The organism is Aeromonas salmonicida subsp. salmonicida (genome assembly GCF_001643305.1).
In the GTDB taxonomy this organism is placed as follows: domain Bacteria; phylum Pseudomonadota; class Gammaproteobacteria; order Enterobacterales; family Aeromonadaceae; genus Aeromonas; species Aeromonas salmonicida.
In genome coordinates, this window is sequence record NZ_LSGW01000091.1 from 1 (window position 1) to 22,601 (window position 22,601).

Annotated in this window: 23 protein-coding genes; 15 read left to right on the forward strand and 8 right to left on the reverse strand. The window is 53.7% G+C overall.

Annotated elements, in window-relative coordinates:
• On the forward strand, positions 1-881 hold an 881-nt coding region (locus tag AXW79_RS23215), incomplete at its 5' end, for a hypothetical protein (protein WP_162183158.1).
• A gap of 594 nt (positions 882-1,475) precedes the next feature.
• Here AXW79_RS23215 and cysC read toward each other — a convergent pair.
• The 5 genes from cysC to cysG all read right to left on the reverse strand — a co-directional run bounded on the left by cysC (position 1,476) and on the right by cysG (position 7,855).
• Entirely contained in the window at positions 1,476-2,066 is a 591-nt protein-coding gene (gene cysC / locus AXW79_RS16975; protein WP_005318774.1) for an adenylyl-sulfate kinase, read from the reverse strand.
• 171 nt (positions 2,067-2,237) lie between these two features.
• The gene (locus tag AXW79_RS16980) at positions 2,238-3,962 is read right to left on the reverse strand and encodes an SLC13 family permease (protein WP_005318772.1); all 1,725 of its coding nucleotides are present in this window, start codon (positions 3,960-3,962) and stop codon (positions 2,238-2,240) included.
• A gap of 4 nt (positions 3,963-3,966) precedes the next feature.
• A complete protein-coding gene (gene cysN / locus AXW79_RS16985) occupies positions 3,967-5,382 on the reverse strand; it encodes a sulfate adenylyltransferase subunit CysN (protein ID WP_005318771.1) in 1,416 nt (471 codons plus the stop codon).
• Between the two features lie 11 nt (positions 5,383-5,393).
• The gene (gene cysD, locus AXW79_RS16990) at positions 5,394-6,347 is read right to left on the reverse strand and encodes a sulfate adenylyltransferase subunit CysD (RefSeq protein WP_005318769.1); all 954 of its coding nucleotides are present in this window, start codon (positions 6,345-6,347) and stop codon (positions 5,394-5,396) included.
• A gap of 131 nt (positions 6,348-6,478) precedes the next feature.
• A complete protein-coding gene (gene cysG / locus AXW79_RS16995) occupies positions 6,479-7,855 on the reverse strand; it encodes a siroheme synthase CysG (RefSeq protein WP_005318767.1) in 1,377 nt (458 codons plus the stop codon).
• Positions 7,856-8,118: 263 nt separating this feature from the next.
• On the opposite strand from cysG, the gene AXW79_RS17000 reads away from it, so the two are divergent.
• Together AXW79_RS17000 and AXW79_RS17005 are read left to right on the forward strand one after the other, a co-directional pair.
• Positions 8,119-9,042, forward strand: a complete 924-nt coding sequence (locus AXW79_RS17000) for an SPFH domain-containing protein (protein ID WP_005318765.1) — start codon at positions 8,119-8,121, stop codon at positions 9,040-9,042.
• A complete protein-coding gene (locus tag AXW79_RS17005) occupies positions 9,039-9,494 on the forward strand; it encodes an NfeD family protein (protein ID WP_005318764.1) in 456 nt (151 codons plus the stop codon). Before AXW79_RS17000 ends, AXW79_RS17005 begins: the two co-directional genes overlap by 4 nt.
• 78 nt (positions 9,495-9,572) lie before the next feature.
• Here AXW79_RS17005 and AXW79_RS17010 read toward each other — a convergent pair whose 3' ends face one another.
• The gene (locus tag AXW79_RS17010) at positions 9,573-9,983 is read right to left on the reverse strand and encodes a CBS domain-containing protein (RefSeq protein ID WP_005318762.1); all 411 of its coding nucleotides are present in this window, start codon (positions 9,981-9,983) and stop codon (positions 9,573-9,575) included.
• A gap of 154 nt (positions 9,984-10,137) precedes the next feature.
• Here AXW79_RS17010 and AXW79_RS17015 point away from each other — a divergent pair, with 154 nt between their 5' ends.
• From AXW79_RS17015 to AXW79_RS22465, 6 genes are all read left to right on the forward strand, one after another.
• Positions 10,138-12,048, forward strand: coding sequence for an ABC transporter ATP-binding protein (locus AXW79_RS17015; protein WP_005318760.1), 1,911 nt, complete (start codon positions 10,138-10,140; stop codon positions 12,046-12,048).
• Complete coding sequence (locus tag AXW79_RS17020) at positions 12,041-12,502, forward strand: DUF2390 domain-containing protein (protein WP_005318758.1); 462 nt, start codon at positions 12,041-12,043, stop codon at positions 12,500-12,502. Before AXW79_RS17015 ends, AXW79_RS17020 begins: the two co-directional genes overlap by 8 nt.
• A complete protein-coding gene (locus AXW79_RS17025; protein WP_005318756.1) occupies positions 12,496-13,350 on the forward strand; it encodes a 23S rRNA (adenine(2030)-N(6))-methyltransferase RlmJ in 855 nt (284 codons plus the stop codon). Before AXW79_RS17020 ends, AXW79_RS17025 begins: the two co-directional genes overlap by 7 nt.
• Positions 13,351-14,148: 798 nt before the next feature.
• On the forward strand, positions 14,149-14,964 hold the full coding sequence (locus AXW79_RS23040; protein WP_011899077.1) for a hypothetical protein: 816 nt from the start codon (positions 14,149-14,151) through the stop codon (positions 14,962-14,964).
• A 566-nt stretch (positions 14,965-15,530) separates the two neighbouring features.
• Positions 15,531-15,800 carry a hypothetical protein gene (locus AXW79_RS17035; RefSeq protein WP_005318750.1) on the forward strand — a complete coding sequence of 90 codons (270 nt, stop codon included), beginning with the start codon at positions 15,531-15,533 and terminating at the stop codon, positions 15,798-15,800.
• A 70-nt stretch (positions 15,801-15,870) separates the two neighbouring features.
• Positions 15,871-16,239, forward strand: a complete 369-nt coding sequence (locus AXW79_RS22465) for an SMI1/KNR4 family protein (protein ID WP_005318749.1) — start codon at positions 15,871-15,873, stop codon at positions 16,237-16,239.
• A gap of 214 nt (positions 16,240-16,453) precedes the next feature.
• Here the strand turns inward: AXW79_RS22465 and AXW79_RS17040 are convergent, their stop codons facing one another.
• Positions 16,454-16,660, reverse strand: coding sequence for a hypothetical protein (locus AXW79_RS17040; protein WP_005318747.1), 207 nt, complete (start codon positions 16,658-16,660; stop codon positions 16,454-16,456).
• 192 nt (positions 16,661-16,852) lie between these two features.
• Between AXW79_RS17040 and AXW79_RS17045 the strand changes: the two genes are divergently transcribed.
• Together AXW79_RS17045 and AXW79_RS17050 are read left to right on the forward strand one after the other, a co-directional pair.
• Positions 16,853-17,215: a DUF2061 domain-containing protein gene (locus AXW79_RS17045; RefSeq protein WP_005318745.1), complete on the forward strand. Its 363-nt coding sequence runs from the start codon at positions 16,853-16,855 to the stop codon at positions 17,213-17,215.
• Positions 17,216-17,321: 106 nt separating this feature from the next.
• Positions 17,322-17,918, forward strand: a complete 597-nt coding sequence (locus tag AXW79_RS17050) for an MliC family protein (protein ID WP_005318743.1) — start codon at positions 17,322-17,324, stop codon at positions 17,916-17,918.
• Positions 17,919-17,959: 41 nt separating this feature from the next.
• On the opposite strand, the gene AXW79_RS17055 is transcribed toward AXW79_RS17050, so the two are convergent.
• Positions 17,960-19,138, reverse strand: coding sequence for a retropepsin-like aspartic protease (locus AXW79_RS17055; protein WP_005318740.1), 1,179 nt, complete (start codon positions 19,136-19,138; stop codon positions 17,960-17,962).
• A gap of 478 nt (positions 19,139-19,616) precedes the next feature.
• Between AXW79_RS17055 and AXW79_RS17060 the strand changes: the two genes are divergently transcribed.
• The 4 genes from AXW79_RS17060 (at position 19,617) to AXW79_RS23045 (ending at position 22,480) form a co-directional block, all read left to right on the forward strand.
• Entirely contained in the window at positions 19,617-20,045 is a 429-nt protein-coding gene (locus tag AXW79_RS17060) for a VOC family protein (protein WP_005318738.1), read from the forward strand.
• Positions 20,046-20,371: 326 nt separating this feature from the next.
• Positions 20,372-21,295, forward strand: coding sequence for a hypothetical protein (locus tag AXW79_RS22470; RefSeq protein ID WP_011899078.1), 924 nt, complete (start codon positions 20,372-20,374; stop codon positions 21,293-21,295).
• Positions 21,296-21,441: 146 nt separating this feature from the next.
• Positions 21,442-21,798, forward strand: coding sequence for a hypothetical protein (locus AXW79_RS17065; RefSeq protein WP_005318735.1), 357 nt, complete (start codon positions 21,442-21,444; stop codon positions 21,796-21,798).
• A gap of 103 nt (positions 21,799-21,901) precedes the next feature.
• Positions 21,902-22,480: a hypothetical protein gene (locus AXW79_RS23045; RefSeq protein ID WP_129712409.1), complete on the forward strand. Its 579-nt coding sequence runs from the start codon at positions 21,902-21,904 to the stop codon at positions 22,478-22,480.
• Positions 22,481-22,601 lie beyond the last annotated feature (121 nt).

The window sequence follows — 22,601 nt, forward strand, 5'->3', positions numbered from 1 at the left end:
TTCGGAACAGCTATTTAGGAGACACTCAAATATTAAGCGTTGTGAATCAATTGTCTTATTATTTGACAATTGAAGAAAAGTACAGTTTTTCAAAGCTTGATTTTGAAAATGTGTGTATGAAGTCACTGGCCAAGAAATCCTTTGAGCCAAGTGAGCATAAAGCAGTTTTTAGTTGCCTCATAAGTGCTTGTAACATCTTAATCAAGGATGGTTTTGATGAATACAAGTATATCCATCGTAGTTTTCAAGAGTTTTATTCTGCAAAACATATTGAGTCTCTTCATCATAGTAAAAAGAAAATTTTCTATTCAAAGTGTTTAAGAGAAAAAAATTTCAGGCTAAGTATGGCAAAGATTCTTGAGTTTCTTTTTGAAATTGATGAGATGTATATGTTTGAATATTTAATCATTCCATATCTGGTTCAACATGAATGCATCATTCCATACAGTGATACCGATATAGATATATTAAGAGACATCAACTTAACACACCTTTTAGAAGTAATTATTGAATCTAAAAGTGCTGCTGGCAACGGGAATATGATTGAGACAAATTACACCAACCTCTTTATATACGTTCTTTTGTTTGGGGAGGATTTCATCGACGAAGTATCCGAAAAAATAGATGATGAATTACGCAAAAACGACTTTAGCGCTATAAGAGAAAAACTTCATCCCTCTCACATATGGCATAACTTATATGATATGTATCCTGTACAAAAAATTATTGAGTTGTTCTACGAAGGCAATAGCTTTATTTCAAAAATTTCAAGTGTATTAGAGTCCGAGCTTAGTGATGCAGAGAATACTCTAGATAGCAAACTTGATGAGGTGTTTGAGAAAACAGATGAACAAGAAAACGATGATGTATCCGATCTATGATACAGATTCCCTAGGTCGGTACCATAACAAAATGTTTAAGAGGCATTACCAATTACTGATATTTTTTAAAACATACTGGTTTTAGTAATTAATATGGTTTGCGGAAGCACCGTATTGCTTTACTCACCGCTTGAGCGGTCGTTGATCAGAAAATCATTTCACCTTTGAACGTTATATAAGTCCATAAGTTAGAATAACGCAGCGTATTCGAACAATCGCGAATAACCCCGCAACTATATAGCAAGGATCGGAAAATTCCTTTGTGGGGTTGATATTGGGTGCCTTGAGGTGGCTCAAGGCTCGCCGGTGCTACTATAAGCTGGATTTATGGTTTTTCCGATAATAACCAAAGTTTTGCTTATAGTGGCAGCCGCCAGCCCATCCGCGCCTGTGATGGCCAGCTTACCTGCCGTCGGGCGCTTGTTTTAGGTTCTTCCGATCCAGTGACGGGCAGGCGAGGCGAGCAAAGATGGCTCTTTGCCCTTGCGACCCGCGCCTGCGCTCTATTTGCTACTTACGGCTTGCAGCCTGGGTGATGACCAAGTTGCTGAAATAACGCTCCGGCTCCCAGTGTAAGACGGCGCAACTCCACAACTACAGGTAGTTCCCCTGCCGCAGGGCGGTCAACAGCTCATCCACCAGCGCAGCGACCGGTTTGCCAGCATTCAGCAGATGGATTTCCGGCTGCTTCGGTGCCTCGTAGGCGGAGTCGATACCGGTAAAGTTGCGAATTTCCCCCGCCCGCGCCTTTTTGTAGAGCCCTTTGGGGTCACGCTCTTCACAAACGGCGAGCGGCGCATCCACGAACACCTCGACAAACTCATCGGCGCCCAAGAGATTGCGCACCAGCTCCCGTTCGGCACGGAACGGCGAGATAAAGGCGGTGAGCACGATAAGCCCCGCATCCACCATCAGTTTTGCCACCTCGCCGACCCGTCGGATATTCTCCTGACGGGCCGCATCATCGAAACCGAGATCCCCGCACAGACCGTGGCGCACATTGTCCCCGTCCAGCAGATAGGTGTGCTTGCCCTCGACCGCCAGCGCCTGTTCCAGCGCCCCCGCCAGGGTGGATTTACCCGCCCCGGAGAGCCCGGTAAACCAGATCACCAGCGGCTTTTGCCCCTTCAATTCAGAACGGCTCTGTTTGCTGACAGCATGCTGGTGCCACACTATATTACTCATCTAAAACTCCTTGTTTGGCATTGACGCTGCCACGCTGAAACTCTCTCTGACTCCCCACAGCCAAGCCGCTGCCCATCAATGGACGGCTTGCCGGTGCCATGGCGATGATTGCTCATCTCAACCCCTTGAATCACGACGAATGACCCGGCCTTTATCACCCGCCATCACGCCTCAGAACGGAAACAGCAGGGGCACCATGATAATCACCCCCAGGCTGTAGGCCAGCGAGACCGGCAGCGCCAGCTTGAGGTAATCCGGCATCTTGTAGTTGCCCGCCGCATAGACCATCAGGTTGGTCTGGTAGCCATAGGGCAGAATAAAGCTGGAGCTGGCCCCGAACAGCACCGCCAGAATAAACGGCATGGTCGAGACGTCCATGCTGAGCGCCAGCTGGTAACCCATGGGGAACGCCAGCGCAGCCGCGGCGTTGTTGCTCATCAGCTCGGTCAGTACCAGGGTAAACAGGTAGATGCCGATAAAGGCGATGATGGGGCTGGAACCGTTGAACTCCCCCATCAGCCAGTCGGCAATCACCCTGGCCAGACCGCTCTTCTCCAGCTGATCGGCGATGGCGAGCGCCCCGCCCACCACCAGCCAGATATCAAGCGGAAAGCGGCGGCGGATCTCGTCCAGGGTCAGGATGCGGGAGAATAGCAACGCCACCAGCATCATGAGCAGCCCCTTGAACAGCGGCACCAGCTCAAACACCGACAGTGCCAGCACACCGAGGAAGCCCAGCACAACGGCGGCGCTGCGCTTGCCATCGAGGCGGGTGGAAGCCTCAAGCCCGCTCACCACCACAAACTCCCGCGACAGGGACTTGTTGCTGGCAAACTTGGGACCCGGGGCCAGCAGCAGGGTATCGCCGGCGTGCAACTCAATCTGGCCGAGGCCACCGGTAAGCTGGGTCTCGCCACGGCGCACAGCCAGTACCACGGCATCGAAGTGGGTACGAAACTCGGCATCCTTGATGGATTGCCCCACCAGTCGCGAGCTGTGGCTGACGATCACCTCCACCAGATGCTGGCCGTTGAGACGATGCTGACCGTACAGCTCCAGCCCCTTCATCTCCTGCAACACGCCGACACTCTCCACCTCGCCGCAGAACAGCAACACATCCCCTTCGTGCAGCTCGTGTTCCGGCTGTACCGGGCAGATCACCTGATCACCGCGGATGATCTCCGCCAGATAGAGGCTTTTCAGGCTGCGCAGGCCGTTCTCCTTGACGCTGCGCCCCGCCAGCGGCGAACCGGCGCCTACCTTGGCCTCGAGAAAATAGCCGGACTCCCGGCTCATCTCGGTGTCCTGCTCCGGCAGATAGCGGGCAAACAGCAGCACGGCCACCAGACCGGTCAGCAGGGTCCCGGCCCCCACCATAAAGAAGTCGAACATGCCGAGCGGCTGGGCCCCCATCTTGATGAGGAAGCTGTTGACGATGAGATTGGTGGAGGTGCCGATCAGGGTCAGTACACCGCCAAAGGTGGCGGCGAAGCACATGGGCAGCAGCAGCCGGGAGGGTGCATGGTTGGGATTGCGTTTGACCGCCCCCAGCATGGACGCCACCACGGCCGTGTTGTTGACGAAGGCCGACAGGAAAGCGGTGGAAAACCACAGCTTTATCAATACCTTGTTGAATGAACCCGACCCCACCAGATTGGCGAACCAGCTCATGATCCGGGTCTTCTCCACCGCCAGCGACACCAGCAGCAGCAACACCAGGGTCAGCAGGGCGCTGTTGGTGTAACCCGCCACCACGGCGTTGATGTCCGCCAGTCCACTCAAATAGGTGATGAGCACGGCGCCCGAAAAGAGCAGCGCCGGGCGGAGTTTGCCCTGGATCAGCAGGGCGACGAGCGCAGCCAGCAGACCCAGCACCAGGGATTGTTGCCAGGTCATGGGGTTACTCCTTGCCGATGGCGAGTGCTTGCCAGTGCGGGAAGTGCTTGCGTACCAGGGCGTTGAGCTCGATTTCAAACTCGCTGTATTGCCCTGCCACTGCTTTCGCGGCCAGGCCTTCCACTATCATGCCCGCCCCGACGGTGACGTTGGTCAACCGGTCGATCAGGATGAAGCTGCCGGTGTCGCGGATATCCGTGTATGGGTCGAACGCCACAGGGTCGGTCAGACTCACTTCGCACAAGCCAATCTCGTTGAGATGCAGTTCGCTCGCATCCAGCTGGTCCAGCTTGTTGATTTCGATGCGATGACGGATGACCTCCACCTGACCACGGGTCTTCTTGGTGGCCAGCTTGACGTCATAGACCCGGCCCGGTTGCAGGGACTCCTCCCCCATCCAGACGATGTGAGCCAGCACGTTCTGGGTCACCTGGGGCTTTTTCGCCGCATCCACCAGCAAATCGCCGCGGCTGATGTCGATTTCATCGGCAAAAGTCACAGTGATGGCCTGACCTGGCAGGGCGTACTCCAGATCCCCGTCGAAGGTCACGATGCGGGTGACTGTGCTCTCTTTGCCGGACGGCAGCACCGCCAGCTTGTCACCGACCCGCAAAATACCGGCCGCGAGCGTGCCCGCAAAGCCGCGAAAATCCAGGTTGGGGCGGTTCACGTACTGCACCGGCAGACGCACCGGATGACGCTCCAGCTCACGCTCAACATCGGCAGACTCAAGCAGTGAGAGCAGTGTCTCCCCCTGATACCAGGCCAGCTTGTCGCTCGGGTTGACCACGTTGTCGCCGTCCAGCGCCGAGACAGGCACTATCTGTATGGTGTCGACGTTGAGCTTTTTGGCGAATTCGCGGTAATCGGCACTAATGCGATCGAACACCTCCTGGCTGAACTCCACCAGATCCATCTTGTTGACCGCCACCACGAACTGCTTGATGCCAAGCAGGCTGGCGATAAAGCTGTGACGACGGGTCTGATCCAGCACGCCCTTGCGGGCATCGATCAGAATGATGGCCAGATCGCAGGTGGAGGCGCCGGTCGCCATGTTGCGGGTGTACTGCTCGTGGCCCGGGGTATCCGAGATGATAAATTTTCGTTTCGCCGTCGAAAAATAGCGGTAGGCCACGTCTATGGTGATGCCCTGCTCGCGCTCGGCCTGCAGGCCATCGACCAGTAGCGCCAGATCCAGCTTCTCGCCGGTGGTACCAAGCTTCTGGCTGTCGGACTCCAGCGCTTTAAGCTGATCTTCATAGATCTGCTGGGAGTCATGCAGCAGGCGACCGATCAAGGTGCTCTTGCCGTCGTCCACGCTGCCGCAGGTGAGAAAACGCAGCAGGCTCTTGTGCTGCTGGGCGTGCAGGTAGGCTTCAATGCCCTGTTCGCTGATAGCGGTCTGAATATGGTTGTTCATGATGCGATTCCTTAGAAATATCCCTGACGCTTCTTCTGCTCCATGGAGCCTGCCTGATCGTGGTCAATCAGCCGTCCCTGCCGCTCGCTCGAAGTGGTGAGCAGCATCTCTTCGATGATCTCCGGCAGCGTGGTGGCATCGGATTCGATGGCCCCGGTCAGCGGGTAGCAGCCAAGGGTACGGAAGCGCACCAGCTCCTGCTTCACTTCATCTTCAGGGCCGATGGGCATGCGCTCGTCATCCACCATGATCTTGATACCATTGCGCTCAACGACCGGGCGCACGGCCGCGAAGTAGAGCGGCACTATGTCGATGTTCTCGAGATAGATGTATTGCCAGATATCCAGCTCGGTCCAGTTGGAGAGCGGGAACACCCGGATGCTCTCCCCCTTGTTGACCTGGCTGTTGTAGACGCGCCACAGCTCGGGACGCTGGTTCTTCGGATCCCAGCGGTGAGACTTGTCACGGAAGGAGTAGACCCGCTCCTTGGCACGGGACTTCTCCTCGTCACGACGGGCACCGCCGAAGGCGGCATCGAAGCCGTGCTGGTTGAGCGCCTGCTTGAGCCCTTCGGTCTTCATGATGTCGGTGTGCTTGCCGCTGCCGTGCACGAAGGGGTTGATCCCCATGGCGAGGCCGTCCGGGTTCTTATGGACGATGAGATCCAGCCCGTACTTTTTGGCGGTCTCGTCGCGGAAGGTGATCATCTCCTTGAACTTCCAGTCGGTGTCGACGTGCAGCAAGGGGAAGGGGATCTTGCCCGGATAGAAAGCTTTGCGGGCCAGGTGCAGCATGACGGAGGAGTCCTTGCCGATGGAGTACATCATCACCGGGTTTTCAAATTCGGCAGCCACCTCGCGGATGATATGGATGCTCTCGGCCTCCAATTGCTGCAAATGCGTCAGTCTTTCACGGGAGACACCTGCACGGATGCTCTCCACATCAGGTTGCTGCAGATGTATCATTCTTTCACGGTCCATGTCGGGTCCTTTGGTCTGGCTAACGCGCCGGGTCAGGGCGCGATTCGGGTTCAGGTCGGTGCCGCTGTCGCCGCACCGTCAAATCGATTCATGGTCATAACATTCGGGATTGGGGTTCAGGCCAGGTTGACCAGCTTGAGGTCACAGCCATTCATGTCAGTCCCGGCTTGCACATCGCGCTTTTCACCACTCTTTTCCCCAAACCAGGCCAGCTGTTTGCGCAGGGAGACCACTTCACCTATAACGATGAGGGACGGGCTCACCGCCTGCTGGGCCAGCACAGCCAACTCAGCCAGGGTGCCGGTCAGCACGCGCTGACGGGCCGTGGTGCCCCACTCTATGATGGCGATGGGGGTCGTACAGCTACGACCATGGCTCACCAGTTGCTGCTGAATGTGCTCGGAGCGCATCAGCCCCATGTAGATTACCAGAGTTTGCTGGGTCACGGCGAGCTGCTGCCAGTCGGGCTCCTTGCCCTCTTTCTGGCAGTGGCCCGTGATGAAGACGGCACTCTGGGCGTGGTCGCGGTGGGTAAGCGGGATACCGGCATAAGCGGTGGCGCCAGCGGCGGCGGTGATGCCGGGCACTACGGAGAAAGGGATCCCCTCTGCCGCCAGCACCTCCAGCTCCTCGCCGCCACAGCCAAACATAAAGGGATCACCGCCCTTGAGGCGCACCACACGATTGCCCGCCCTGGCGTACTCCACCAAGAGGCGGTTGGTCTCTTCCTGGGGCACGCTGTGGGCACCGGCCTTCTTGCCGACCGAGACCAGGGTGGCATCACGGCGCACCAGATCCAGGATCTCCGGGGAGACCAGCTGGTCATAGAGCACCACTTCCGCCTGCTGAATTTGTTGCAGCGCCTTGAGGGTCAACAGGCCAGGATCGCCTGGGCCCGCACCGACCAGCACCACCTCGCCCACCTCGCTTTGGGCCTTGTCGAGCCCGTCATTGAGCCAGGTTTCGGCACTCTGCCAATCCTGCTTTTCGATAAGCCCGGCCAGAGTGTTGGAGGCAAAGGCCCGCTCCCAGAAGCGGCGACGATCAGAAATGGATGAGAGCACCTGCTTGGCCTTGTCACGCACCCGACCGGAGAGCTCGGTGAGCCCCCCCAGGTGGCGGGGCAGCAGACTCTCCAGCCGCTCGCGCAACAGGCGCACCAGGACGGGGGCCTTGCCACCGCTGGAGACGGCAACCATCAGGGGCGAGCGATCTATGATGGAGGGAAAGATGAAACTGGAGCGTTTGGGGTCATCCACCACATTGACGAACAGACCCAGCTGGTTGGCACTCTGATAGACCAGAGCGTTGACTTCGAGATTGTCGGTGGCGGCCACCACCAGCAGCTGACCGGCCAGGTGCGCCGGGGTGAATCGCTCGACCAGATGGGTAAAACGGCCGGCAAATTCGGCGAATTCGGGTTCAATCTCGGGGGAGACCAGGGTCAGCCTTGCGCCTGCTGCCAGCAGCAGGCGTGCCTTGCGCAGGGCCACCTAGCCCCCGCCTACCAGCAAGACGGGGCGGCCTTCCAACCTGGCAAACATAGGTAAATAATCCATTTCGGCCCATCCCTCGGAACACGACTAATATGGGGCGACTATAGGCAGGGCTGCTTATCCCTCAAAATAATAAAAAATGCTTTTTAATGCATTTTAGTAATTAGCAAAGCCATATGATGACAAAGGCGGACGATCATCCTTGTGGTGCTCGGCGCAAGGCCATAGGCTAGTGAATGTGTTTCATAAGGAGCTAGATAATGAATGAGTCATTGATTGTGCTAGGGATCTTCGTGTTCCTGGTGATCGTCACCCTGGGTGCCGGCATCAAGATAGTGCCGCAAGGCTACAACTGGACAGTGGAGCGCTTCGGCCGCTACACCCGCACTCTCTCCCCCGGCCTCAACCTGCTTATCCCCTATGTGGATAGAGTCGGTCACAAGATCATCATGATGGAGCAGGTGCTGGACATACCGGCGCAAGAGGTGATCTCCCGCGACAACGCCAACGTCACCATAGACGCCATCAGCTTCGTGCAGGTGGTGGATGCCCGCAAAGCCGCCTACGAGGTCAACGATCTCACCAGCGCCATTCGCAATCTCACCATGACCAATATGCGGACAGTGCTGGGCGCCATGGAGCTGGACGAGATGCTCTCCCAGCGTGACACCATCAACGAGAAGCTGCTGCGCACCATGGATGCCGCCACCGCCCCCTGGGGCATCAAGGTGACCCGGATCGAGATCAAGGATGTACGTCCGCCGCTGGCGCTGGTGGAAGCCATGAACGCCCAGATGAAGGCCGAGCGCCAGAAACGGGCCGAAGTACTGGAAGCCGAAGGGGTGCGCCAGTCCAAGATCCTGAAAGCGGAAGGCGAAAAGCAGTCCCAGATCCTCAAGGCCGAGGGTGAGCGTCAGGCCGCCTTCCTCGCCGCCGAAGCGCGGGAGCGGGCTGCCGAGGCGGAAGCCAAGGCGACTCATATGGTCTCAAAAGCTATAGCGGAAGGGGATATGCAGGCCATCAACTACTTCGTGGCCCAGAAGTACACGGAAGCACTGGCCCGTATCGGCGAAGGCCCCAACAGCAAGATCATCATGATGCCGCTGGAAGCGGGCAGCTTGATCGGCTCGATAGCCGGCATGGCCGAGATGTTCAACAAAGATGGCAAGGGTAACAAGTCATGACAGCCCTGCTCGAGGGGCTGACCCACTGGCACTGGCTGGGGCTGGGTTTCATCCTCTTGGCCATAGAAGTGCTGGGGTCGGTAGGCTTTTTGCTCTGGACCGGCATAGCCGCGCTGGAAGTGGGGCTGCTGCTGTTGCTGTGGCCCTTCGGCTGGCAGGCGCAGCTGCTGTTGTTTGCGGTGCAATCCCTGCTCACTACCTGGGCCTGGTGGCGCTGGCAGCACAAGCGCGATCGTTCGGGCCGTGATGCGGCCGCCCCCATCAATGAACGGATGCAGGGTTATGTGGGCCGGGAGCTGGTGTTGCTGGATGACGTGGTGCAGGGGCTGAGCCGGGTCCATCTGGATGACACAGTCTGGACGGTGCGCAGCCAGATGCCGCTCACCGCCGGTAGCCGGGTCAAGGTGGTCGGGACCGACTCCCATATCCTGCTGGTGGAACCCCTGCCCTGACCCGAACGCGCTAGCATCGGCTTCACCACACCAAAAAGGGCTCCACGGAGCCCTTTTTCATGAGGATGGCGCGAGCGCTTAGAAAGCGTCGGCGTCGAGGGCTGCACGCAGCAGATCCTTCCAGCTGATGATGCCGACCAGGGCACCATTTTCCAGCACCGGCAGGCAGGAGACATTCTTCTCCAGCATGATTTTCACGCCGTCGCGCACCGGCAGGTGGGAGGCGATGGTGACGGGCTGGCGACTCATGATCTGATGGGCCCGCCGATTGAGGGTCTCGGTATCTCGGCTCATTTCGGCCTCGGAATCGAGGTAGGGGCTGATGGCGCGGAACAGATCCCTGTCCGAGATGACCCCCACCAGCTCCTCTTCCTCCAGCACCAGCAGGTGACGAAAGTGGGCCTGCTCGAAGATATCCTTGATGACAGTGAGTCTGTCATCCATGGAAACGGTGGCGACCCGGGTCGTCATGATGTCCTTGATAAGCATGCTAACCTCCCGTAACCCGACTGGTTTCTCTGTTATGGCATGTTTTTACCACGCCAGCCAGTCGCCCGTCCTTAGCCCAAGTGCAAATCTGCGCCATTTCACGTAAGATCCGCGCCAGATTTTCTCCTCCATTTTGAGCAAGCAGACCCCACCCATGATAGTTGCCAGTCAAATCGAACTGATCCGCGGCGGCCGCAAGCTGCTGGACAACGCTTCCGCCACCATTCACCCGGGCCACAAGGTGGGCCTGGTGGGTAAAAATGGCAGTGGCAAGTCCACCTTTTTTGCACTGGTACGGGGCGAGCTTGCCATCGACAGCGGCAGCTTCAGCCTGCCCGCCGGCTGGCAGATTGCCGGTGTGGCCCAGGAGACGCCGGCGCTGGACTGCTCTGCGCTGGACTACGTGATCGACGGCGACAAGGAGTTCCGCTCACTGGAAGCCCAGCTGGCCCAGGCCGAGCTGGATGACAACGGCATACTGGTGGCCGAGCTGCACGGCAAGCTCGATACCATAGGCGCTTACAGCATTCGGGCCCGCGCCGCCGAGCTGCTGCACGGTCTGGGTTTTGGCGACGAGCAACTCGGCTCGCCGGTACGCAGCTTCTCCGGTGGCTGGCGCATGCGCCTGAACCTGGCCCAGGCCCTGCTCTGCCGCTCCGACCTGTTGCTGCTCGATGAACCGACCAACCACCTGGATCTCGATGCCGTCATCTGGCTGGAGAAGTGGCTCAAGGGCTATCAGGGCACGCTCGTGCTGATTTCGCACGACCGCGACTTCCTCGACTCTGTCATCAGCCGCATCATCCACATCGAGAACGGCAAGCTCAACGAATACACCGGCGGCTACTCCGACTTCGAACTGCAACGTGCCGAGCAGCTGGCCCAGCAGCAGTCCATGTACGAGAAGCAGCAGCGGGAGGTGTCCCACATGCAGGCCTATGTGGACCGCTTCCGCTACAAAGCCTCCAAGGCCCGTCAGGCCCAGAGTCGCCTCAAAGCCATGGAGCGGATGGAGAAACTCCTGCCCGCCCACGCCGATTCCGAGTTCAGCTTCGAGTTTCGCGAGCCGTCGGCCTTGCCGACCCCGCTCATCGCCATGGAGAACCTCTGCGCCGGTTACGGCGACAAGGTGATCCTGGAGAAGATAAAGATGAACCTGGTGCCGGGTTCACGCATCGGCCTGCTCGGTCGCAACGGCGCCGGCAAGTCCACCTTCATCAAGATGCTGTCGGGCACCAATCCGCCCCTGTCGGGCAAGCTGGAAGTGAGCGCGGGTGTCAGCATCGGCTACTTCGCCCAGCATCAGCTCGAAACCCTGCGCCTCGACGATACCCCGCTCGATCACCTGGCCCGCCTCGCGCCGGACAAGTCCGAGCAGGAGCTGCGCAACTATCTGGGCAGTTTTGGTTTTCACGGTGACAAGGCGCTGGACAAAGTTGCCCCCTTCTCCGGCGGCGAAAAGGCACGGCTGGTACTGGCACTCGTCACCTGGCAAAAACCGAACCTCTTGCTGCTGGATGAACCGACCAACCACCTGGATCTGGAGATGCGCCACGCCCTGACCATGGCGCTGCAAGGCTTCGAGGGCGCCATGGTGGTGGTCTCTCACGACCGGCACCTGCTGCGCACCACCACGGATGACTTCTATCTGGTGCACGGTGGCCGGGTCGAAGCCTTCGATGGCGATCTGGACGACTACCACAAGTGGCTGGGCGAGCAGGAGAAAGAGGCCAACGCCAAGCCCAGCGACGGCATCATCTCAGCCAACTCGGCACTGGCGCGCAAGGATCAGAAGCGGCGCGAGGCGGAATTCCGCCAGCAGACCCGCCCCCTGCGCCAGAAGCTGGAGAAGCTGGAAGCCAGCATGGCGAAATTGCAGACCCGATTGGCGGCCGTGGAAGAGCAGCTGGCCGACCCCGCCATCTATGAAGAGGCGGCCAAGAACAAGCTCTCGGAGCTGCTCAAATCCCAAGGGCCCATCAAGGAAGAGCTGGATGGTGTCGAGCAGGAATGGATGAGCCTCTCTGAAGAGCTGGAAACCATGGAGCAGACCTTCCTTGCATGATGACCCGCTGATAGCGACCGAGCGGGTCGCCGTACACGAATTGCCAACGCCCATCGGCTTCTGGCACTGGAGCGGCAAGGTCTATGGCGAGCGCAGCCAGGACTGGCTCACGGTGCAGGCACAAGGGGGCAACGTCAACCTGGCCCTGCTGCTGCATCGACTGGATCAGACTGGCATAACCGTCGACTTGACCGATCTGCAGCCTGCACTGGTACAGACAGAAGCGGTATTGGCCCCTTGGCGCGCCCTGCGCCAGAACGCCAAATCGCGACTCGATGAGCAGGAATACCAGGCCATGCTGGCCCATGAGCTGGAGCTGGAGCGCTTGCAACAAGGGGTCCTGCTGCAGACACTGCGCAGCCTCACCCTGTTTCGCGGCAAGGGCCGCAATCTGTTGAACTATCTATCGTTACTGGGTGCCCAGCAGGGCCCCCTCAGAGATCTGACATGCTGAGTTATCGCCACGCCTTTCACGCCGGCAACCATGCCGACGTCCTGAAACATGCCGTTCAGGCCCTGATCATCGAGTCCCTCAAGAAGAAGGATAAGCCCTTCATAGTGCTGGACACCCATGCCGGCGGCGGTCTCTATGACCTGCGCGGCGACTGGTCCCAGAAGAAGGCCGAGTATGCCGATGGCATAGGCCGGTTGTGGGATGAGCGGGCCCAATGGCCTGCCATGGCCCCCTATCTTGGCGTCATCGACGAGATGAACCAGGGCGGTGAGCTGCACTACTACCCGGGCTCCCCCGAGCTGTCGCGCCGTCTTGCCCGCGAGCAGGACAAGCTGGCCCTGATGGAGTTGCACAACAACGAGGTGGAAGACCTGCGCGCCAACATGGGCTATGACCCTCGCGTCGTCGTGCACCACCGTGACGGCTTCGAAGGGCTGGTAGCCCTGCTGCCGCCGACCCCGCGCCGCGGGCTTGTGCTGATCGACCCACCCTATGAGCTCAAAGAAGATTACTTCGCCGTGGTCGATACCCTTAAAAAGGCACAGAAGCGCTGGGCGACCGGCATCTACGCACTCTGGTATCCGATCCTGGGGCAAGAGGCGGACAAATCCCGCGACATGCTGCGCGCCATCAAGCGGGAAAACTTCGGTAATGTGCTGGTGGCCGAGCTGGAAGTGGCCGGTCAGACCGCCGACTGGGGCATGAACGGCTCCGGCATGCTCATTATCAGCCCTCCCTGGATGCTGGACGAGCAGATAGAAGCCTTCCTCAAACCCTTGTGCACCAAGCTGGCACAGGGGGCTGGCGCCAAGTACAAGGTGGAGTGGCTGAACAAGGTCGAAGAGTAAGCCCGCCCCTGCCCGCTCCGGCGCCCGGCCAACGCGCCAGCGAGCCGGTCAGCCAAGCCGTTCACAATGACGACATGGCCAGCAAAGAGAAGCCCCGTTCAGGGGCTTCTTGTTTTTTACCCGCCACCTTTTTTACCCGCCACCGCTTTTGCCCACCGACACGGCTACCCGCCAACACTTTTTATCCAGCAACACAGTGGTCGCACTTTCCACTCGCTGCGCCAACCGGTCGCGATTTATTAATTGCTTGATCTGGCTCAGAAACTCCCCGCATCCCCCTTTCCCTTGGCCAATGAGCCGGTAATATAGCCAATTGGCAACAAAAGCCTCGTCGGAGTCACCCTATGAGCCATGCCAGCCACACCTTATTGGTTAAAAGCAGCAGACTGGAGGCTGTAATTCAGGTGCGGTAGCTATGTAAAACGGGCTTGACAGCGCTATGGTGGATCACTTTGATCAGGCCGCGCTGGTTCACTATGGCAATAATATCGAAGGGATTTATCACGACAAGACAAAGCTCAGTGCGGAATTGGTGGAAATTCGATTTTAGAAAGTAAAAGACCAGTGATTTGGGTTCAACTATGATGCGATGGGAGCAATTCCTTGCGCAAAAAGGCCCCCCTACTCTTTATCAACTTTATTTTTGCACAATTGCAACATTCTAACTAAAAACTAGAGAGAATATAATCAGATATTAGAAAAACGCCAAAATCAAACTATACACTTATTATCTAATGAGCAACACCCGCCTTCTAATAATTGTCATATTTTATCAAAATTATATTTATTGGAGTTTAAATGAAAAAGTTGGAAACTCGAGAATGGATTTTTGTAATTCTAATTACAGTTTTAATTCAGTTTATTATTCAAGCATCAGCTTGGTTATATGGAGGAAATAGTGGTGCATTAGGTTATTTATCTTTTGCAGGTACAGCAGTTTCAATTATATTGGCCGTTTTGGCTATTATTTACTCATTTTTACAATCTTCAGCGCAGGAGAAATCATCATTAAATATAAGCACTCAAGTCGCAAAACTTGTCGATGTTGTCCAAAACATTGAAATTAGCAAGGGAACATTACAACTAACCCTTGAACACCTCGAAGGTGTAACAAAAAAACTAGATGTTTCGATTGAAAATCAGAGTACCCTCCACAAAGAGGTTAGTTCTCTTTCTAGCTTATTTAGTAGTCTTAATGTAAAGTCTGCAACCAATGAATTTGCCAGCAGTTTATATGCCAAGCCACTTCAGCATAGGTACAATGGATTATCACTTACATTGGTTTTTATATACTACGCTGCTAAATTGAAGCTACCATCATCAAAAGTTGTAAGTGAATTAGTAATACCGGCAATGGAAACGACGGGTAATTTCAATGATAATAACAAGGAGCAGTTATCTCAATTCATAGATGGAGCATTTGTTGGCACATATCAATTATTGATATCACTCGGATGGCTTGAAATAAAAAATGATGAAACTTTTCTATTGCAAGACAACTTCTTGTTTGAATGTGAGAAATATCTAGAAATCACTCAAAAAGAAGACTCTGGAATAGATCATTTTATACGTGCCGCAGTATTGGAATGCATTTCAATTTTGGAAGGAAAGTAATATCAACATACAAAGCCTTTCAAAAATTTACCGCCAGTAAGTTCGAATAACTCTGCATATTCCGATAGTCTCGTATAGCTCCACCACGAAATAAGCAAGGCTCGGAAGAGCCCCTTGCGGGGTTGATATCGACCACCTTGGGGCGATGCAAGGCTTGCCGATGCCACTATAAACTGGATTTATGGGTTTTCCGCTGATGACCCAAGTTTTGCTTATAGAAGCGGCTGTCAGCCCATCGGTGCCGGTTGTGGCTCTCTGACGAGTCGCAGCGCGCGGACCATAAACTCTTCCGCTCCGATAATACGCAGGGGGACGGGCAAAGAGGGGCCTTTCGCTCTTGAGGCTCACGTCAGAAAAATGCCAGAGAAATACGGCCCCCACCTTTTTGGGCTGGCTCTCACACAACTGGCTGGGGATGCTGTCATGGATATCTGGTCGGTGGGGGCACTGGTCAGCCCGTAAATTCGAACAGTCGCGAATAAAGCAATCACCATAGATATTCTGATAGCCCCCTGACTTACCCTCCACCAACGACTAAAGGGCTAATAATAGGCCATAAAGCACCGATGAAAATTGAATCTATCGAAACTGAACTACTCAATGAACTGAGGGCAATAGATGATTACCTCAACAAAGACAGAGTAATATATAACGAAGCACACGGAGCCCTAAACATAATAAAAAACAAAAACAAGCCCCATTACCATAAAATAAAACACAAGCTATTTATGGACTTCAGAATGATTGATGACCACCAAATATATGACCCGCGACTTGATTTTCATCTGGATAGAGCTTATAAAATTGCAGCATTCTTAGAACATATAATTATTTAATCTAACTTATCTTTCCAAACCCTACACTATACAACAGTCACCCCAACAATTAATACTTTGGAATGGTTTTATGCAAAACGACCCATTTAGAATCCCGACAGATGATGAAATAGCTATTGCAGAGAGAAAACTAGGCATCACATTTCACAATGACTATCGATGCTTTTTAAAAACTGGTAGCGATGTCGCAAACGCAATTTTTGAAGCAGCAGTTATTCTGCCCGGTGCAGGCCGCCTTGATATTTTTGAAATGGCTAGAATAGCTTGGGAAATTATAGGTGTATCGAGAGATTTATTGCCTTTTATTGAAGATAATGGTGACTATTTCTGCATATCAAAAACAGGAGAAGTCATCTATTGGTCTCATAATGGAAGTTCTAATGAAAAATGGCCGAACATGTCTGCATGGCACAATCAAGTTTGTATAAATCTTGAGTAACCAAAAATGCTCGCAACCACCATCTCGATAGCAGAATTTACTGACATGGAAAAAATCTGGGACACCCACCTCTTTGAGCAAGGCGTAGCATAGCCCGAACCCAAAAGATGGGTGTCCAAGGTCTTCTGCTCACCGAGTTCAAAAGCAAAAGCCCCATCACGGGGCTTTTGCTATTGGTGCGGCCGGTGTGTGCGGCAGCCTGAACCTGCGCGCTCTATGAGCGTGCGGGCAGATCCTTTTTCAGCGCAACCAGCAACAGGGCCAGCAGGCCAAAGGGCGGAAACAGGCAGAGCAGGGAGCAGATCAGGGTGATCAGCGCCGGATGCTCGCTCTTGCGGCGCGCCAGACGCCAGGCGATGACGCCGACGATGACCATCAGCAACGCAATGAACTGGCCAAGCAGGGTGGCATTGATATTCATGAAAGATCCTTTTTCATTGGCAGGTGTGGATGAACCCGTACTTTATCGCCTTGGTTGCGATTGGCAACCGCTGAACCGCACCGGCCACTCGCCCGTTGATAGGTTCTCTCTATTCCGGCAATAGATGAGAATAGTTTTCATTTAATCTCATTTCGGCGGATACTCTCATCATCAACAGAGGGAGCCGCCATCATGAAAAAGACCATCAGCTTCGCCATCCTGCACTTCGGTGTCGCCTTTACCGTGGCTTACCTGCTGACCGGTGAGCTGCTGACCGCCAGCCTGATCGCCCTGATAGAGCCCGCCGTCAACACGGTCGCCTTCTACTTTCATGATCTGGGCTGGCACAAGTTCAAGCCCAGCCACAGCCTGCAGGCCAAGACCAGCAGCTTCGCCCTGGTACACTTCAGCGTGGCGTTTACCGTCGCCTTCCTGCTGAGCGGCGAACTGCTCACCGGCGGCGTGATGGCCATCATAGAGCCCGCCATCAACACTGTTGTCTTCTTCTTCCACGAGCGGCTGTGGCGCGCCCGCCAGCAACTGGCGCTGGCCTGAACCCCTTGCCTTGTTCAGGGCCGCCCGGCGCAAAAAGCGCTCGGCGGCCCCGTCTCATTGTGTTCTAGTAGCCGGGTATCCCACTCTTTTTGCTGGAGTCTTTCCGATGAACAAACTGCTGCTTGGCCCTCTTCTCTTTGCCCCTCTGCTAGCCTGTGCCGCTACCCCGTCCTTTGATTGTGCCAAGGCATCCGGCGCGGCCGAAACCCTGATCTGCAAGGATGCCGCGCTGGCGGCGCTGGATAACGAGCTGGCCACCCTCTATCCCAAGGCGCTCGCCAACCTCTCCCCAGAACAACTCAAAACGGAGAAGGCCATGCAGCGCGGCTGGATCAAGGGTCGCAACGACTGCTGGAAGGCCAAGGATCTGCGCCAATGCGTGGAGGAGAACTACCAGCAGCGGATCACTGAGTTGCAGATAAAAGGTGGTCAGCTGATGGTCACGACGCCGGTCGACTACCAGTGCGGCAACAAGGTCACCCTCTCCACCTACTTCTATAACGATGCCAAGCTGCCCGCCGCCGTGATCAACCTGAGCGAAGGGGATAGCCAGCAACAGGTGCTCGCCTATGAAGTGCCCAGCGCCAGTGGCGCCCGTTATGAAGGCCAGAACCTCAGCCTCTTCACCAAAGGGGACGAGGCCAGCCTGGAGCGTTACGGCCAGCCGGCGCTCAACTGCACAGTGATCCCAGCCAAGGGTTAATCCCGTCCCGGGGCCGGTCAGATTGCCGGCCCCGTTATTGACTAGATGGCGATATCCAGTGCCTTGCCTTCCCTGATAACCCGCATCTTGAGCGATCCCGGCTTGCTGATATTGAGCAGTTCGCGCACCTTGTCGATCTCGATGGGGCGATACGCCACCCCGTTGACCCGCTCTATGAGATCACCGTTCTTCAGGCCGTAGGGGGTCAGCGCCTGCTCATCGTTGTAATAGATCTGCAGATGCTGGCCATCGAAGCGCACCGCTATATTGCGCAGGAAGGGGGGTAATTGCCGCGCCAGGCTGCCTGCGTCGTAGCAGATCATCATGCGCCCCGGAATGATCGCAAAACGCTTGAAGCGGTTCACAAAGTCCAGGCCAAGGGCATACTTGTCGTTGCCATTTTCCGACACCCGCAACTGGCCGAGCGGGCGTTCGTCAAACTGAAGATCCGTGAGGATATGTTCACTTGCCGCCTGCATACCGCTCGCATCAGCCCCTTTTCGCGGGCTCGCACCTGCACCAAGCAGCGCCTGCTTGTCGGCCATAAAGTCGATAAAAGCCCGATCGACATAGCTCTGATCGGCCCCGGTATCGAGGTACATTCGCACGCTGCTCTCGCCGTGAGTCAGGTAGATAGCCGGTGAGCGGTTGTAGCTGTCTTCATATCCGATACAACGCTCGAACGCGGCTGCCGACGGCACCCTCAGCGAGGCGCTGATCTGATGCTGCTCGTTATCAAACACCCAGTTGAAGCGCCGTATGGTATCAATCCCGAGTACACCATCGATGCGGGTACCGATGGACTGGGAGAAGAGCTCAAAATCCATGGTTCCCCACAGATCGCTGTCATCTATGGTGACCGACCCCACCGAGAAGGGTACCGGCTGCACGAATCCAAGCTGATCACTCCCCACTTGACCCGATACGCTGGCTACATTGGCAAAGTCGGCCTGATAGGCCCGGGGCAGTTCGCTTAAGCTGAGCGCCTTGAATCGACTGGCAAGGCGGCGATCAATCACAGTGATGCTGGCGCCGGTATCGAGCAGAAACTGGTACTGCTCACCGGCTATGGTGACAGGTATCAGGGGAGCACTTTCGTAATGAACAGCCAGTACGGGCGCGGATGGGGTTGCCGTGGCGGATGAGTCAGGGACGCTGCAGCCCTGAACGGCGGAGAGGATCAATATGGCCAGTGCCATTGCGTTGAACTGCAATGTCATAACACTCCTTACGATAGCGAGTGCGCTGCCCCCACCACGGCATCACAGAACACTATCTTGTTGATTTATAGATAAATAAACTATCTTCACCGGTGCTGGTGACAATAACAAAGAGTTTTATGCTGACTCAAGCTTATTATGACCACGAATCCTCTACGGCTATCCGTCAGGAGAGGCCATCCACAGCCTCCCGGCTAGCCACAGTTCACCTTGGCCTATCGATTAATTTATTGATCTTGCACAGAAATCCGACATCTTGCCCTTCCCCTCTGCACTACCACCGCTAATATATTCGATTGGCAACATTCGCCTCGTCGGAGTCTCCCCCATGAGCCCTGCCAGCCCTCACCTCTTGGTCAAAAGCAGCACACTGGAGGCTGAAATTCAGGGGCGGTAGCCATGCCAAACGGGAGTAACCGGCAAGTAGACCGGTTACTAATCCAAAGTCTTATCCAACTATGTCGAGTGGAGTTGGTGTATGGAAACACAAACACTGCATCGGGGTCGACTGATCGACCATATCCAGCTGGTGGTGCAGGATCTGGTTGCCAGCCAGCGCTTTTACACCGCTATCCTGGCCACCCTCGATATTCAGTTGGGCGGCACAGGTGACGGCTACTTCTGGGCGGACGAACTATTTGTCACCGCCATCGACAGCCCGGCGGCGCTGGGAAAACTGACCGGGCGCCATCATCTGGCCTTTCAGGCACAGGACAGGGCCATGGTTGAGCGTTTCTATCAGGCGGCCCTCACTCAAGGCGGCCAGGACAACGGCGCCCCCGGCGAGCGGGTCTATCACCCCGGCTACTACGCCGCCTTTGTGCTCGATCCGGACGGCAATAATATCGAAGCGGTTTATCACGGCGAGGCAAAGCGGAGTGCGGGATCGGTGGAAATTCGGTTTTAGATAAAGAACGGAACGACAGTGATGTGGGTCTCGCCATGGAGCAGCGAGGTGGTTACGCCTTGCTCAACATAGTGATGCCCTGATTTCCTTATTGACTGTATTTTTATTAATCTGTAACGATAGAGCCAAAAGAGGAAGCCAAGCGAATACGGACAGACTCAGAACCAAGCTGGCAAAGTTATAATTTTAAATAAATTCTCCGTCACGGTGATAACGTCGGCACGGAGTAATTCGGAAGGCTCGATTATCGGATGAGTACCGCCTTCAATCTAATCATCGTTATGTGCTTTTCCGCAATCGAGTTCAATCTTAAGTAAGGAGGCTATATGGGTGCAGATGAATCAAGCAGACGAATAAAATTTGCCTATCAAATGGAACATTGGAGCTATGAGGGGGGTAACCCAAATTTACTCAAAGCTAATGCAAAGAAAATCATCCCGTCTGAATATAAATCCGACATGGATGGAAACATATTCTGTCCAGGTTGTTTTACTAATCTTAATCGTGTCCCAAAAGAAAAAGAGCATTTTACCAATGGGCGAGAAGCATTCTTTTCCCACATTAGAACTTACAAAGACGTAAAATGTGATTTAAAGTCAATTAAACCAGAAGGTAAAAGGTACGCAAACTGGGAAGAAGCCAAGAAAGCAATTGACGATGAAAATTTAGTCATTATAAGTAGTTTTTTAAAAAATAAACCAGAACCCAAAGATGACCAACCTGCAATTTATGATGAAACACCTGTAGAGGATGATGCAGGACCTACTACAGAGGTTGCGATTGGACGCCATAACGGCGAAACATTTGCTTTGCCTAGTCGGATCAAAACGGTGGCTGGTCTCTGCCGAAATTTCGACGAAAATTTATATAAATACTTCCACTTACCTGATAAAAAATATGCAGTTCGACTTATAGACCTTTTAAAGAGTGCTAGAGAAATTTCAGAAGAAACTGATGTCCCGGGGTTTTATTATGGGAGAATTGCAAGCACAGTTCATCTAGGTGAATATAAAAGACCAACTAATATTAGAATGACTTACCTTGAAAATGATGCAAAAGGAGTTTGGGACTTTTGCTTAAAATCTCAAGATAAAGATCAAAAAGCACACGGTATTGATGACAACTCTGTTGGTCGTATATTGATTGCCTATGGTTCTGTAAAACAAAATGGGACAGGTTTGTGCTTTCAAGGTTTAGGTTGGGGGGAGTTTAGCTTACTGCCTGAAAAATATAACCATTTGCTGGACTAAGCACATGACAAACGCCTCAAGAGGAACTTTCAACGCGTGGCGTTTACAGTCCTAATGGGCCGAGTTGGTTACGGTTGTTGTGATTGAGTTGTTTGTAATGCGTTGCCAGCCCCTTAGGCTGGGCGTTATGAGTGTATGGATCTCCTATGAAAAATGACCTCATATTAGTGGTGCTGGATGCAGAACAAATAGCCAAAGCGAAAGACGAAAATGGGAAGCGTAAGCAGATAACTCACGCGCTTGTCGTTGGAAACTACGGGGTAATGTTCGGCACTGAGAAGCAATGTATAAAGTATTACTCGGTCTGGAAGGATATCTTCAAGGACCTATTCGGCAAGTGCTACGAAACTGACCAGTACCATATCAGCGCCTACACCTGCTCCGGTAATGTGGTGATGGACCTGATAGAAGAATCCGATAGACGTAAACCCAAAATAGATTTTATCAAAGAGACGGTGACGCGCGAGAAAAAAGGCTTTTGGGAAAAATTGTTTGGTCGCTAGCAAGACTCATAACAAAAAAAATAAAAGTATCTCGTGGAGATTTTTCTCTCCATTACTATATGTGAAGTTTCCATATAAAACTTTACAAATCAGAGGCAATTCAATGGATAACACCGTAGATATACAATCCATTATAAGGGAATATAACAATTGGAAATGGCTACTAAATTTCTCTGAAGCCACAAAAAAACTAAAATCCTTTGATGCATTTTTTGTTCATTATCATGAAATTAGCGCTGTCACTACAGATTTTTCTCGAGTGGATAAAACAAATGAAGATAACATTAATACATTTAAAGAAATTTTCATTAAAAATGACTTCGTTTTATCTACATCAGCAAAAGGCAGATTTGTAAGAACCCTACAAGACAAAGAAGTTGCCATTGAATGCTTAATAGCATTCTCAAATGGAATTGATAAAAAAACAGAAGGTTTAATCCAAGCTTTACTTTATAAAAAGGGCTTAAAAACAGAAGTGCTATCTGAAAAAACAAAATTCAATGAACTACTCAACTCAACAAGAGCAGATAGTAAGAAATTCATAATGGAATTCAATAAAACAAAATCCGAGTTAACCGAAGAGTTACATTCAAGTCAGCAAGCCGTAATAGAATTAAAATCAGCATGTCGTTCTTTAATTACAGAAAGCGAAAGACAAAAAAAAAGCAGTTATAGATATTGAAGAGATAAAAAACAACCTAAACGGAACATTAAAATTAGAGCTAAATAGATGTTCCGAATAGTAGATCAACGGAGGAAGGGAACTCAGTCCAGTTTGTGCGATCTCATTAGTCGCCAAACAA

What these genes read in the sequence shown, in the direction of transcription:
- cysC (WP_005318774.1), bottom strand. Translation starts at nt 2,066, where the DNA reads ATGAGTAATATAGTGTGGCACCAGCATGCTGTCAGCAAACAGAGCCGT.
- AXW79_RS16980 (WP_005318772.1), bottom strand. Translation starts at nt 3,962, where the DNA reads ATGACCTGGCAACAATCCCTGGTGCTGGGTCTGCTGGCTGCGCTCGTC.
- cysN (WP_005318771.1), bottom strand. Translation starts at nt 5,382, where the DNA reads ATGAACAACCATATTCAGACCGCTATCAGCGAACAGGGCATTGAAGCC.
- cysD (WP_005318769.1), bottom strand. Translation starts at nt 6,347, where the DNA reads ATGATACATCTGCAGCAACCTGATGTGGAGAGCATCCGTGCAGGTGTC.
- AXW79_RS17000 (WP_005318765.1), top strand. Translation starts at nt 8,119, where the DNA reads ATGAATGAGTCATTGATTGTGCTAGGGATCTTCGTGTTCCTGGTGATC.
- AXW79_RS17005 (WP_005318764.1), top strand. Translation starts at nt 9,039, where the DNA reads ATGACAGCCCTGCTCGAGGGGCTGACCCACTGGCACTGGCTGGGGCTG.
- AXW79_RS17010 (WP_005318762.1), bottom strand. Translation starts at nt 9,983, where the DNA reads ATGCTTATCAAGGACATCATGACGACCCGGGTCGCCACCGTTTCCATG.
- AXW79_RS17015 (WP_005318760.1), top strand. Translation starts at nt 10,138, where the DNA reads ATGATAGTTGCCAGTCAAATCGAACTGATCCGCGGCGGCCGCAAGCTG.
- AXW79_RS17025 (WP_005318756.1), top strand. Translation starts at nt 12,496, where the DNA reads ATGCTGAGTTATCGCCACGCCTTTCACGCCGGCAACCATGCCGACGTC.
- AXW79_RS23040 (WP_011899077.1), top strand. Translation starts at nt 14,149, where the DNA reads ATGAAAAAGTTGGAAACTCGAGAATGGATTTTTGTAATTCTAATTACA.
- AXW79_RS17035 (WP_005318750.1), top strand. Translation starts at nt 15,531, where the DNA reads ATGAAAATTGAATCTATCGAAACTGAACTACTCAATGAACTGAGGGCA.
- AXW79_RS22465 (WP_005318749.1), top strand. Translation starts at nt 15,871, where the DNA reads ATGCAAAACGACCCATTTAGAATCCCGACAGATGATGAAATAGCTATT.
- AXW79_RS17040 (WP_005318747.1), bottom strand. Translation starts at nt 16,660, where the DNA reads ATGAATATCAATGCCACCCTGCTTGGCCAGTTCATTGCGTTGCTGATG.
- AXW79_RS17045 (WP_005318745.1), top strand. Translation starts at nt 16,853, where the DNA reads ATGAAAAAGACCATCAGCTTCGCCATCCTGCACTTCGGTGTCGCCTTT.
- AXW79_RS17050 (WP_005318743.1), top strand. Translation starts at nt 17,322, where the DNA reads ATGAACAAACTGCTGCTTGGCCCTCTTCTCTTTGCCCCTCTGCTAGCC.
- AXW79_RS17055 (WP_005318740.1), bottom strand. Translation starts at nt 19,138, where the DNA reads ATGACATTGCAGTTCAACGCAATGGCACTGGCCATATTGATCCTCTCC.
- AXW79_RS17060 (WP_005318738.1), top strand. Translation starts at nt 19,617, where the DNA reads ATGGAAACACAAACACTGCATCGGGGTCGACTGATCGACCATATCCAG.
- AXW79_RS22470 (WP_011899078.1), top strand. Translation starts at nt 20,372, where the DNA reads ATGGGTGCAGATGAATCAAGCAGACGAATAAAATTTGCCTATCAAATG.
- AXW79_RS17065 (WP_005318735.1), top strand. Translation starts at nt 21,442, where the DNA reads ATGAAAAATGACCTCATATTAGTGGTGCTGGATGCAGAACAAATAGCC.
- AXW79_RS23045 (WP_129712409.1), top strand. Translation starts at nt 21,902, where the DNA reads ATGGATAACACCGTAGATATACAATCCATTATAAGGGAATATAACAAT.